Raw genomic sequence first — 12,275 nt, forward strand, 5'->3', positions numbered from 1 at the left:
TGGTGCGCCAGCTGCCGCGAAGGGCAGCCGGCGATCAGATGCTAGAGTGAGCGCAAAAGAACGCGCTCAGCCGCCGTTGCGGACCTCGTCGGTGAACTTCTTCAACAGTCGCTTGCGTTCGGCCGACGAGCCGTATTTGGCGAAGTCGTAGTCGATCAGCTTGATCTTCGAGAGGTCCGGCGCCTCGGGCGGCACCGGCGTGGCGGTGTTCGACGGGATCTGGAAGCTGCCGTTCGGCGCCGCGAGCTTCTGCGCATCCGGGCTCAGCGCCCAGTCGTAGAATTTCTGCGCCTCTTCGACATGCTTGGCGCCCGTCACGATGCTCATCGAGCCGATCTCGAAGCCGGTGCCCTCGCAAGGCGACACCACCTTCACGGCAGGGTTCTGTTTCGCGGCATTGATCACGTCGTGCTGGAAGGAGATGCCGATCAGCGTCTCGCCCTTGCCGACGGCGAGCGCCGGCGCGGCCCCTGCCTTGGTGTATTCGGCGATGTTCTTGTTGAGCTGCTTGAGATAGTCGAATGCCTTGTCCTCGCCCATCAGCTGGACGATGGTGGCAAGCATGGTCCAGGCCGTGCCCGATGAATTCGGGTCGGCCATCTCGATCTCGCCCTGGAATTCCGGCTTGACCAGATCGGCCCAGCACGCCGGCGCGGTCAGCCCGCGCTGCTTCAGATCTTCCTCATTGTAGCCGTAGCCGAGCGCACCGAGATAAATGCCGACCGTGCGGTTCTTCGACCTGTCGGCCTGCTTCAGCGCCCAGTCGCGCAGGTTTGCCAGTTGCGGCGACTTGTATTCCTGGGTGAGGCCCTCTTCCGCCGCCTGCAGATGCGGGTCGCCGGTGCCGCCCCACCAGATATCGGCTTGCGGATTGTCCTTCTCGGCCCGGAGGCGGGCGTAGATTTCGCCGGCGCTCATGCGGGTCATGTCGACGCTGACGCCCGTCTCCTTCTGGTAGGTGGTCGCCATCGCCCGGCACCAGGCCTCGTCGACGGCGCAATACATTGTGAGGCTGCGGTCGGCCGCCTGGGCGGCACCCGCCAATCCGAACATGGCCAGCGCCGCGCCAAGGCCAAGCCAGGCGGCGCGCAAGCCTTGCTTACTGTCAAATGTCTTCATCGATATTCCTCCCTGTCTTCTCACTGGAAACGATCTACCCGTCGTCGAGCGGCACTCCGATCACCTGGGACAATGTCGCCGCGACACCGGGTGCTGCCGCAAGCACGGGATTGCCCTTCGCCATGCCGTCGCCGTCGAGGAACCGGTTCACACGGCCGCCGGCCTCCTCCACCAGCAGCAATCCGGCCAGGCAGTCCCACGAATTGATGTGCAGCTCGGCATAGGCATCCGAGCGGCCGTCGGCCACATAGGCCAGCCCAAGCGCTCCGGAGCCGGAGCGCCGCACATTGGCGCCGAGTGCCCAGACAAGGCTCACCTTGTCCAGATAGTCGCGATTGGGAATCCTGGGCGACCAGCCGAACTCGACAAAGGCGCGGTCGAACGCTTGCGTCGGCGACACATGGATCGGCGCGCCATTGCGCGTCGCGCCGTGCCCGCGACGGGCAAAGTACGTTTCGCCGATGGCCGGATTGGCAATGCCGCCGATCTCGCTGCGGCCGTCCTCGACGAAAGCTATCGAAATGCAGAAATGCGGAATACCGCGCATGAAATTGGCGGTGCCGTCGATGGGGTCGACGACCCACATGCGGGCAGAGCCGATGCCACCGCCTTCCTCGCCCAAAAACCCGTCCTGCGGAAAAGCCTCTGCCAGCGTCGCGCGGATGTGCTCCTCGACCTTGCCGTCGGTTTCAGTGAGAAAATCCTGCGGGCCTTTCATCGCCACCGGCTGGACGGCGCCCTGCCCGGCATAGCCTTCCATCGCCAGTTGCCCGGCCGTGACAAGCAGTTTCCGGCAGACCTCGGCACGCCTGTCCATCTCGGCCTCGGACAGCCGGTCCGCCTTCGGATGCGCCGCCGCCCTGCTCATGCAGCCGGTCCGGACAATCGCGCCCTCAATGCCGTCTTCGGCGAAATGGACAGGGTATTCCTCCGATGCCACTCTTGAGCCGGCTTGTATTGCACGGCTGTGCAAAGCTGTTGCATTCGGCCATGCCTGTCAAGTGCGGTGGGTGGCAATGGCAGAAGAGTTGCATTACATTGCACTGGCGTGCAAAGAATCACGAAAACAGCAGCGAGAGCGTTCGCTTGACGGTTCCGAGAATCCGCACCGGTTTTTCCAGCGCCCAGCAGGTTGCCGACCTCGCCGGGGTTTCACGTTCGGCGGTGTCACGTACCTTCACGCCCGGCGCTTCCGTTTCCGGGGAAACCCGCGAGCGGGTGATGCTGGCCGCCGAGCAACTCGGCTATCACGTCAACCATCTGGCTCGCGGCCTGATGCGGGCCTCGACCGGCATTGTCTGCCTCATCGTTGCCGATGGCGACACGCCCTATCATGCCCGCCTGCAGAAGGCGCTGACCCAACATCTGCGGGACGCCGGCAAAATGGCCATGGTGTTCAACACCTCCGGCCCCAGCCACCATGTCGACCAGGCGCTGCGCAACACGCTGAACTATCGCGCCGATGCGAGCATCGTTCTGTCCGGCTCGCCGCCGCAGTTGCTGATCCGCACCTGTCTTGAGAACGGCCAGCGGCTGGTGCTGATCAATCGCGATGACCGCTTCGACGGCCCGCACAATATCGGTGTCGACAACGCTGCAGCCGCAGAGGCAGCGCTGCATGCCTTCATCCGGGCCGGCTGTACCCGCCCCGCTTTGGTGACCTCGGCTGCCGGCACGCCCAGCCTGCTCTCCCGCGAAACCGCCTTCCTTACCGCCGCGCAGAAGGAAGGGCTGGAGGTGACCGTGTGGCGCGAGGGCCGCACCGGCTATGCCACCGGAGCCGATGGCGCCAGGCGGCTCTTTTCCGGCCGGCAGCGGCCGGATGCGGCGTTCTGCGTGACCGACCTGATTGCGTGCGGCTTTCTCGATGCGGCCCGCCACGAGTTCGGCATCAACGTACCCCGCGATCTCTGCGTCATCGGCTTTGACGACATTGAACAGGCCGACTGGGCCTCTTACCGGCTGACGACGTTCTCGCCGCCGATCGAGGAGATCGCCAGGCGCGCCGTGCGGCTCGCGACCGGCGCGCGGGAGGAGGCTGGCAGCCGCCTGATCTGCCATGCGCCCATGGTCTGGCGCAGCACGGTGAGGCCGGGTCAGGGCTGATGCGAAACATGTGTCGGTCAAGACGGGAAACGTACTGATGTCCAAGAAAAAGGCCAGGAAGACCCGCCAGGCGGCAAGACCGGTGGAGATAGCTGTAGGCCCCGAAATCCGGAGCATGATGCGCAAGTTCGGCCTGACCGAGGAAGAAGCACTGCGGATGATGCGCGAATGCGATGCCACCCTCTATGGCGCCAACTCCGGGCACGTGCAGCCAGGATCTTGACGGCCCGCCAGGCGCGAACGGAATTTTAATGTAAATCAAGCGTAATCCCGACCGTTAAAATGATGCGTATGTGTTGGGGTTGCGCATGCCGGAATATTCTTTCTTCATCCGCTCGATCCGGATCCGCTACATCTCGGGATTGCTCATCTTTGCGCTGGCTTCCACCGCGGTGATGTTTGCGCTCAATCGCGTCAATTCCTTCCGCCACGACATCGACGCGCTGAGCAGCAATCTCGTCGTCTTCACCCGCGACCTGCGCAACGCCTCCAGCTTTGCCGAAACCGCCAGCACGACCTGGCGCACCGAAACCCGTGACGGCCTTGCCGCCGCAGCGCGCGGCCATTCGCAACGCCTGACCAGCGAGATCGAAACACTGTCCGCGGAGTTGGCCGCGATCAAGCCGAGCCTGTCGGCCAAAACGCTGGACGAACTCTCGTCGGCCGCCGTCAACGGCGACCTGTTCTGGTCGTCGCGCGACATCGTGCGCAACTTCAACCTGATGTCGGCGGCGCAACAGACCGACGAATGGAGTTCGCGCGAAATCCTCAACCAGAACGACCTGTTCGTCCAGCCGATGCTGGTGCGTGTGCGTACCGCCATGGATGGCGAACGCCATCTGGCCGACGCCTCCAGCGACAGGCTGCTGTTGTGGGCAAGCGGCCTTCTGTTCGCGGTTCTTGCCATCGTTGCCCTCTGGATCTTCCGGCCGATGGAAAATGCGATCCGCCGCGCCTTCACCGAATCCGCCGCATCCTTGTTCAAGGCCGAAGCGGCCGACCGCGCCAAATCGGAATTCCTGGCCAATATGAGCCATGAGATCCGCACGCCGATGAATGGCGTGCTGGGCATGGCCGAACTGCTCGCCAAGACCGAGCTTAACGCGCGCCAGAAAACCTTCACCGAAGTCATCGTCAAGTCCGGCAATGCGCTGCTCACCATCATCAACGACATCCTCGATTTCTCCAAGATCAATGCCGGTCAGCTGACGCTCGATCCTGCACCCTTCCGGCTTGCCGAAGCGGTCGAGGACGTGGCCACACTGGTGTCGGCGCGCGTCGCCGAAAAGAACCTCGAGCTGATCGTGCGTGTCGACCCGCGCCTGCCTGCCCATGTCGTCGGCGATGCCGGACGGTTCCGTCAGATCGTCACCAATCTGCTCGGCAATGCGGTGAAGTTCACCGAGAAGGGCCATGTGCTGATCGATGTCGGCGGCGAGGTGGTCGACGGCATGGTCCAGCTCAAGGTCCGCGTCGAGGACACAGGCATCGGCATTCCTGCCGAGAAGCTCGAGAACGTGTTCGAGAAATTCGCGCAGGTCGACGGCTCGTCGACGCGCCGCCATGAAGGCACCGGCCTCGGCCTTGCCATCGCCGCCCGCCTCATCGACCTGATGGGCGGCAAGATCGGCGTCGAAAGCGAGATCGGCCGCGGCTCGGTGTTCTGGTTCGCCGTGCCGCTGCCGGCGCATCAGCAGGACACGCGCAACGAGGTCGTGCCGGTCGATGTCACCGGCGCCCGCGTGCTGGTCATCGACGACAACCCGGTCAACCGCGAGATCTTGCTGGAACAGCTCAGAAGCTGGAGCTTCGACTGCGCGGCCGCCGAAAGCGGCGCCGTCGGCCTCGCCTTTCTAGACCGGGCCAGCCAGCTCGGTGCTGCGGTCGACTGCATCATCCTCGACTACCAGATGCCCGGCATGAACGGCGCCGATGTCGCCAAGGCGATTTCCGCCGACAGCCGTCTCTCCGCCATCCCGGTGGTGCTGCTGACCTCCGTCGACCAGGTCGATTTCGGCAAGATGGTCATCGATTTCGGCATCGCCGCGCATCTCACCAAGCCGGCGCGCTCGGCCATCCTGCTCGGCACCGTCATCTCGGCCATCCAGAAAGCGCGGGCCCAGATCGGCAAGGCCCAGTTCGTTCGCGAGCCTGTTGTTCCGCAGGCGGCACCCGTGACGCTACCCGCCTTCACCGTCATTCGCGGCCCGGCAATTCCGGCGGCCACAGTGCCTGAATCGATCGCCACGCCAAACGGCCCGATCGATATTCTGATCGCCGAGGACAATGACGTGAACCAGCTGGTGTTCGGCCAAATCCTCAATGGGCTTGGCCTCAGCTACCGCATCGCCAGCAATGGCCGCACGGCCGTTGAGATGTACCGGGCGCTGCGGCCGAAGCTGATCCTCATGGACGTCTCCATGCCGGAGATGAACGGCTACGAGGCGACCCGCGCCATCCGGGCGGCGGAGGCAGCGAGTGGCAATCACACACCAATCATCGGCGTCACCGCTCACGCACTGAAGGGCGACCGCGACAAATGTATCGAGTCCGGAATGGACGACTATCTGCCCAAGCCGGTGTCGCCCGACCGCCTCGGCAGTAAGATCGGCACATGGCTCAGCGAAACGGTGGCGGTAAAGAGGGCTTGATCAAATCGCCGCGTCCAGACGATAGCGGTGCATCCAGTCGAGACTGGTCTCGTCGGAGAGCTTGGCGACGCCCGGCTTTACGTCGGCGGCATTCGGCGCCGGAACGCCCAGGGCCTTGCAGATGGATGACAATGCCGCTGCCGGATCGGCTGACAGGCGCTCATAGCCGATGCGCAGCGGGACGATCCCCTGCTCCGCGGACCAGACATTCCAGCCCGCGTCATAGGCTTCGAGTTCGGCAAGCTCGCGCTGGATCCGCTTGAAATCGTAGCGGGGTTCCTGCGGCGGTGCGACCCGCTCGATCTCGGTTCCGTCGGGCGCGATGTGCCAAAGCCCAGTCTGCTCGGCCTTGATCAGCGACACCGCCTGCGCCAGCTTGTTTTCGCGCGAAAGATGGATGTAGAGGATCCGGCCGAAGGCCTTTTCAAAGCGTGCTTTGTCCGATGGCAGGTCTGGGTAGATCCGGTCGAGGATGGCCGAGAGTTCACCCAGGTTTTCCCGCATCAGGCGCAAGCCGAAGACGCCTGTTCCGCCCCTTCCCGCGCTGATTGCCGCACCGAGATAGGCGACGTCGAAATCATGCGCGCTCATCGTCTCGGGATGCGGCAATTTCCACTCTTCGGCCCATTCCGCTTTGTCCTGCCGCCGGTAGAATGAGTGCGGATCGCCGGCTGTTTTCGTCGAGGCCAGAAGGCCGCACAGCAAGGTGCTTCCGGTTCTCGGCGTGCCGCAGATTATGTAGCCGTCAAGCATCTGGGACTCTGTCGCTTGTCATGGATTGGGCTAACCCCGCCAGGGCGCGGTGACACGCGCGCTTCGCGAAAGGCTCCAGTCTAGCCGCGCCGGAAGGGATAGAGGAATTGCTGCCAGTATCCGTTCGGAACGGGATGTCCGTGAATGCCGTAGCCGTTCGGCCAGCGCCCTTCGGGCATATGATGGGTGCCGAACAGCCGGTCGAGCAGCGGGAAATGGATGGCGAAATTTACGTCGATCGCTTCTTTTTCGAGGCCGTGATGCCAGTGGTGGTAACGCGGCGACACCAGCACCTTTTCGACTGGACCGAAACTGGTTCCGATGTTGGAATGGATGAACGACGAATAGACGTAGACGATCAATATATACGTCTGGATAGCCGATTCATCGAACCCCAGCACGAACATCGGGGTGGCCGTCAGGCTGCGCAGCACGATGATTTCCAGGAAATGCATGCGCGCACCGGCAATCCAGTCCATCGACTTGGCGGAATGGTGCACGGCATGGAACTTCCACAGCCAGGGAATGCGATGAAAGGCCCGATGCACCCAATACTGGGCAAGGTCGGTCAGGAACATCACCGCCAGCAACTGCACCAGCCAAGGCAAGTCGTGGACCCAGGCGCGCACCGAACCAAGGGCGCCCTGTGCATTGACGAAGTTGGACGGCGCCAAGGTCAGGTAGGTCAAAATCTGCACCAGCAGCGATGAGACCAGATAGTAGAACAGGTCCTCGCGCCATTCGTCGCGGAACACGGTCTGATCCTTGTTGCGCGCGAAAAGACGTTCGAGCGGAACGAACAGCACACCCATGAACAGGGCGTTCAGGATGAAGAAATCAAGCCCGAAGAACACCCCTTCGATGTGCAGTTGATGTCGCACAGGAAGCATGCCGACCAGCGACGCCAGCAGCACAGTGAACATGGCTGCCGCGCCGAGCGTCTTTTGCCTGCGCAGCGTCATGCTGAGGATCGCCAGGATATAGCCGGAGATGAGGACGAAATAGAGCGCCGGCTTGAAGAACAGCATCTGGTGGATGGGGGCCAGATCCGGCATCGATGTAAGCGACGGGTAGCGCAGCACGATGACCATCAGCAGGGCGGTGACCCCGGCAAGCAAGCCGATCGAGCCGGACAGCCAGCCAGAACCGAACGGCCGTTTGGCGCGCGGCGTTTCAAGTTCACTTACAACGCGTCTAAGGAAATTTGCCACCGCCCCCATGCCCCGCCTTTTTGACGATCGCAAAAGCTCTCGTCGAGATATGGACCTCTTTTGCTACAGCAGGGCTCATTAATATTTAATCGCCACGACCCTGCACATGACGGGTGACTATCGCTTTTGGGCGATTGGAAGAGCTATGATTGCAACAAAAGAACACCGGGCACTATAGTCGGAATCTTTCCTGGATGCGACGGGCGCATTCAAGCGGCATCAGCTGGCTGGTGTCGACTTGGAGGTCGTAGTCTATGCCGTTGTGGACGCGTCCATATTGCCAGCGCGCCAGGCCGGGCAGCCTGTCGGCGCGCGCGGCCTCGCGCGCTTCCAGTACAGCGCCGGCGGCAGCATGTCGATGAAAGCATCCATCTGGACATGCAGGAAGGGCTCGGTGGCGATCGTTTGCAGCGCCCTGGCGATCGAGCTTTTGCCGGCGCTGCCGACGCCATTGAGCAGGACGATTTTGGCCGTCCTGTCGCCCCCTCGGCCTATCGGTTGCGCACGACGATACAGGCGCCGCCGACGCTTTGCAGTTTCTGGCAGATGACGTTTGCGGCGGCACGGTCGTCGACGCCGATCCTGACGGCGTAGATGCCGCGTCGGCCGATCGGCGTGCGCACCCGGCTGACCACCGGGTCACGACCGGAAAGCAGCGCCGGAAACCGGCTCCTGACCCGCAGCCACTGATTGATCGCAGCTCCCCTGCGGAAATTGCCGGCCACCTGGACGCCCCATGGCTTCACATTGATCGACGCCATCGCCACGGTTCTCGACATGATCACCGGCAGCTTGCGGCAGGCGACGGCAAAGCTGGTTTTCCCGTCGAGCGGCTCGATCGTTCCGGCGTAGGCGCTGTCGGAGAACTTGTCGGCCGGTTCGCCCATGATGTCGAAGACGTAGCTCTCGGTCTCCATCGGCAGGAAACCGCCGGAACCCAGCCAGCGCGAAACGCGGCTCTCGCCGGCATTGTAGGCAGCCGCCGCCAGGCCGAGATTGCCGAAGCCGGTCTTCATTTCGGCGAGATATTTCGCCGAAGCCGGGATCGCCTGCTCGATGTCGAAAGGATCGGCCAGCCCGCGCATCTTGGCGGTGCCCGGCATGAACTGGGCGATGCCTTCGGCACCGACCGGGCTAACCGCATTGGGATCGAAGCGGCTTTCTTTCCAGATCAGCCGGGCGAAGTAATCCTTCGGCAGACCGTTCCGCTCGGCATGCGTCTCGATCAGGTCACAGACACGGCCGATCAATCGTTTCGCCGCCGAGCGCGATTGCGGTGGATCGGCAAGTGCCTGTCCGACACCCAGCCCGCAGAGCAGGATCACACCGGCTTTGAGCAGCCCCCGCATGGCTCATTCGGCCGCGGCTTTGCCGTGCTGTCCAAACCGCTGCTCGATATAGTCGGCAACCATTTTTTCGAAATCGGCGGCGATCGACGGACCGCGCAGCGTCGCCGACTTCTTGCCGTCGACGAAGACGGGTGCGGTCGGCGTCTCGCCGGTGCCGGGCAGCGATATGCCGATATCGGCGTGCTTGGATTCGCCGGGGCCGTTGACGATGCAGCCCATCACCGCGACCTTGAGGTTCTCGACGCCGGGATATTTCTCCCGCCAGACCGGCATGTTCTTGCGCAAATCGGCCTGGATGTTCTGGGCGAGTTCCTGGAACACGGTGGATGTCGTGCGGCCGCAGCCGGGGCAAGCGGCGACGATCGGCACGAACTGACGGAAGCCCATGGTCTGCAGCAGTTCCTGCGAGACCTGCACCTCACGCGTGCGATCGCCATTCGGCTCCGGCGTCAGCGAGATGCGGATGGTGTCGCCAATGCCTTGCTGCAAGAGGATGCCCATGGCAGCCGACGAGGCGACGATGCCCTTGGATCCCATGCCGGCTTCGGTGAGGCCAAGATGGAGCGCATGGTTGGAACGCGTGGCAAGCTCGGTGTAGACCGCGATCAAATCCTGCACGCCGCTGACCTTGGCCGACAGGATGATCTTTTCGCGGGCGAGGCCTATCTCTTCGGCCATTTCGGCCGACAGGATGGCCGACTGCACGATCGCCTCGCGGGTTACTTCCTGCGCCGTCAGCGGGAAGCCTTGGCGCTGGTTCTCGTCCATCAGCCGGGTGAGCAACTCCTGATCGAGCGACCCCCAATTGACGCCGATGCGCACCGGCTTGTCGTATCTGATCGCCATTTCGACGATCGCTGCGAACTGGCGGTCCTTCTTGTCCTTGAAGCCGACATTGCCGGGATTGATGCGGTATTTGGCCAGCGCCTCGGCGCAGTCCGGATGGTCGGCCAGCAGCTTGTGGCCGATATAGTGGAAGTCGCCGACCAGCGGCACATTGATGCCGAGCCGCTCGAGCCGTTCGCGGATGCGCGGCACGGCGGCAGCGCTCTCGTCACGATCGACGGTGATGCGCACGATCTCGGAGCCGGCGCGATGCAAAGCCGCAACCTGCGCGACGGTCTGGTCGATATCGGCCGTGTCGGTGTTGGTCATCGACTGCACGACGACCGGCGCGCCGCCGCCGACGACCACGCCGCCGACATCGACGCCGACCGATGTCCGGCGCGCAAAGGGGGAGGAAAAATACCCGGTCATGCCGGCAGCCTCTTGATCACCCGAGCGACATACGTCCACGTCGACGCACGCTCAAACAGCTATCAGCGCATAGCGCTGAGGTTCGGGCATGAGGTGGAGGAGCAAAGATGGCTTGTCAATGGCGACAGACAAGCAGAGCCGCCAAATCGCAGCAGCGCGGCGACCCCACAGACGGGTTTCGCCGGCCAACAGTATCGGAATTAAGTAGCAAAAACAGGCCTCCGGCGGCATGTCGCCACCGGAGCGATAGTCACGCGCCAAGGCGGCGCGTCTAATCCTGGAAGGGCGTCAGTGTCTCGTCGGTTTCGCCTTCAGTTTTTCAATCTCGTCCTTGAGTGCCAGCTTGCGTCGCTTCAGATTCACGATTTCGAGGTCGTCGACCGATGGATGGTTCATCGCATCGTCGATCTCGCGTTCGATATCACCGTGTTTCCGCTGCAACTCATCAAGATGGGATGCAAGAGACATGATTGGTTCTCCCTTTCATGGTTTCCTCGATTGCAGCCGTCAAAGGCACGTCCACCGCAGGTCGCATCTGTGACGGCACCATGACAGTCTGCCACCATCCGGCTGCGATGTCGAATGCTGCGTGGTAGCATTCCACGACAATGTGATATGTGATATTGGCTGCGCGCCGGCGGCAATTGATGCCGCCCCCGCCCAATCATGCCCATTGCCGGGCGCCGCAGACATGCAGACGGTAGAGAATGTCCGACCAGGAAAAGGCCGATGTCCGCCTCGAATTTTCCCGCCTGAAGCAGGAGCATGCCGATTTCGACGCGGCCATCAATGCGATGATCGCCATGGGCTGCGACCCCTTGCAGATCCAGCGCATGAAGAAGAAGAAGCTTTTCCTCAAGGACCGGCTGATGGCGCTGGAAGACAAGATCATTCCGGACATCATCGCTTAGCCGACGGCCTCGGGGCCTAACTGCTCACCCCGCTATCGACAGCCGCGCCGCGCGATGGCGCAGCAACGTCAGCAATTCGTCGGTCTTCTCCGCTGAAGTGTCGATCGGCACCACCAGGCACAGCGTCGCCTCGACCTTGCCGGCGGCCGCGAAGACAGGGGCGGCCAGGCATTTGGTGTAGGCGTCGACCAGCCCCGAAGTGATGCAATAGCCGGTCGTTCTGGCCGTCGCGATATCGGCAATGAAGTCGTCGAACTGCAGCCTGCGGCCGTCGGGCAGCAAAAGGTCGTCTTCCGAGACCATGTCCTGGATGGCGGCCCTTTCCAATCCGGCCAGAAGCAGCCGCCCCGATGCCGTCCATGGCAGCGGGATCTGTAAGCCAGTGGCCGAGCTGATGCGGAACGGCCTGGTGCCGGGGCTGGAATGGACGATGGTATAGCGCCCGCTTTGCAGCATGCACAATTCGGAGGTCTCGCCGGTCTCGCGCGACAGATTGTCGACCTCCTGCCGGCCCCGCCTAAGCAGGTCGTTGCCCCGGACATAGTCCATTCCATAGAGGTAGAGCTTCTTGCCGAAATAGACCCGGTTGCCGTCGCCCTCCATCTCCAGGAGACCCGCATCGACCAGCGAACGCACCAGCGTATAGGTGGTGGAGCGCGGCGCATTCACCCCCTTGGCGAGATCGCCAATGCCGATGGCGCGCTGCGTGACATGCAGGAATTCCAGGATCTCCAGCACCCGGTTGAGGCCCTTCTCGCGCGAGCCGGAGGTCTTGTCGGGCGTCGGGCTCTCGGCTGGACCAAGCTCCGCCCGATCCGTGAGTCCATTGCTGTCTTGCATAACTGATTCCTGATGTTAGTATCTGTCTTGTATAGGATACATGTGTCTATTGTAAGAGACAATTCAAGTCGGCGACAC

13 protein-coding genes and 1 pseudogene are annotated in these 12,275 nt (G+C 62.8%); 4 read left to right on the forward strand and 10 right to left on the reverse strand.

What is annotated here, in order from left to right; translation table 11 throughout:
- Positions 1–66 precede the first annotated feature (66 nt).
- Both ACYG9Z_RS11360 and ACYG9Z_RS11365 read right to left on the reverse strand, forming a co-directional pair.
- Positions 67–1,119, reverse strand: coding sequence for an ABC transporter substrate-binding protein (locus tag ACYG9Z_RS11360; RefSeq protein WP_050586882.1), 1,053 nt, complete (start codon positions 1,117–1,119; stop codon positions 67–69).
- A gap of 34 nt (positions 1,120–1,153) precedes the next feature.
- A complete protein-coding gene (locus ACYG9Z_RS11365; protein WP_050586885.1) occupies positions 1,154–1,987 on the reverse strand; it encodes an inositol monophosphatase family protein in 834 nt (277 codons plus the stop codon).
- Positions 1,988–2,205: 218 nt separating this feature from the next.
- On the opposite strand from ACYG9Z_RS11365, the gene ACYG9Z_RS11370 reads away from it, so the two are divergent.
- From ACYG9Z_RS11370 to ACYG9Z_RS11380, 3 genes are all read left to right on the forward strand, one after another.
- Positions 2,206–3,225, forward strand: coding sequence for a LacI family DNA-binding transcriptional regulator (locus tag ACYG9Z_RS11370; RefSeq protein WP_031195645.1), 1,020 nt, complete (start codon positions 2,206–2,208; stop codon positions 3,223–3,225).
- 37 nt (positions 3,226–3,262) lie between these two features.
- The gene (locus ACYG9Z_RS11375; RefSeq protein ID WP_023684018.1) at positions 3,263–3,448 is read left to right on the forward strand and encodes a hypothetical protein; all 186 of its coding nucleotides are present in this window, start codon (positions 3,263–3,265) and stop codon (positions 3,446–3,448) included.
- 85 nt (positions 3,449–3,533) lie between these two features.
- On the forward strand, positions 3,534–5,876 hold the full coding sequence (locus ACYG9Z_RS11380; protein WP_352519844.1) for a response regulator: 2,343 nt from the start codon (positions 3,534–3,536) through the stop codon (positions 5,874–5,876).
- On the opposite strand, the gene ACYG9Z_RS11385 is transcribed toward ACYG9Z_RS11380, so the two are convergent.
- From ACYG9Z_RS11385 to ACYG9Z_RS11415, 7 genes and pseudogenes are all read right to left on the reverse strand, one after another.
- The gene (locus ACYG9Z_RS11385; RefSeq protein ID WP_023742774.1) at positions 5,877–6,629 is read right to left on the reverse strand and encodes a Stf0 family sulfotransferase; all 753 of its coding nucleotides are present in this window, start codon (positions 6,627–6,629) and stop codon (positions 5,877–5,879) included.
- An 80-nt stretch (positions 6,630–6,709) separates the two neighbouring features.
- Positions 6,710–7,849 carry a sterol desaturase family protein gene (locus tag ACYG9Z_RS11390; RefSeq protein ID WP_031244228.1) on the reverse strand — a complete coding sequence of 380 codons (1,140 nt, stop codon included), beginning with the start codon at positions 7,847–7,849 and terminating at the stop codon, positions 6,710–6,712.
- A gap of 163 nt (positions 7,850–8,012) precedes the next feature.
- Entirely contained in the window at positions 8,013–8,174 is a 162-nt protein-coding gene (locus tag ACYG9Z_RS11395) for a phosphotransferase-like protein (RefSeq protein ID WP_460222898.1), read from the reverse strand.
- A gap of 68 nt (positions 8,175–8,242) precedes the next feature.
- A pseudogene (locus ACYG9Z_RS11400) lies at positions 8,243–8,386 on the reverse strand (phosphotransferase-like protein); the annotation flags it as partial.
- A complete protein-coding gene (locus ACYG9Z_RS11405) occupies positions 8,332–9,189 on the reverse strand; it encodes a lytic transglycosylase domain-containing protein (protein ID WP_023752883.1) in 858 nt (285 codons plus the stop codon). The gene ACYG9Z_RS11405 and the pseudogene ACYG9Z_RS11400, both read right to left, overlap by 55 nt.
- Before the next feature lie 3 nt (positions 9,190–9,192).
- Positions 9,193–10,446: a flavodoxin-dependent (E)-4-hydroxy-3-methylbut-2-enyl-diphosphate synthase gene (ispG, locus tag ACYG9Z_RS11410; RefSeq protein ID WP_023752882.1), complete on the reverse strand. Its 1,254-nt coding sequence runs from the start codon at positions 10,444–10,446 to the stop codon at positions 9,193–9,195.
- A 288-nt stretch (positions 10,447–10,734) separates the two neighbouring features.
- A complete protein-coding gene (locus ACYG9Z_RS11415; RefSeq protein WP_023684024.1) occupies positions 10,735–10,914 on the reverse strand; it encodes a YdcH family protein in 180 nt (59 codons plus the stop codon).
- Between the two features lie 239 nt (positions 10,915–11,153).
- Here ACYG9Z_RS11415 and ACYG9Z_RS11420 point away from each other — a divergent pair, with 239 nt between their 5' ends.
- Entirely contained in the window at positions 11,154–11,357 is a 204-nt protein-coding gene (locus ACYG9Z_RS11420) for a YdcH family protein (protein ID WP_023673103.1), read from the forward strand.
- A 24-nt stretch (positions 11,358–11,381) separates the two neighbouring features.
- Here ACYG9Z_RS11420 and ACYG9Z_RS11425 read toward each other — a convergent pair whose 3' ends face one another.
- A complete protein-coding gene (locus ACYG9Z_RS11425; protein WP_023752881.1) occupies positions 11,382–12,197 on the reverse strand; it encodes an IclR family transcriptional regulator in 816 nt (271 codons plus the stop codon).
- Positions 12,198–12,275 lie beyond the last annotated feature (78 nt).

The organism is Mesorhizobium sp. RSR380A (assembly GCF_054719385.1).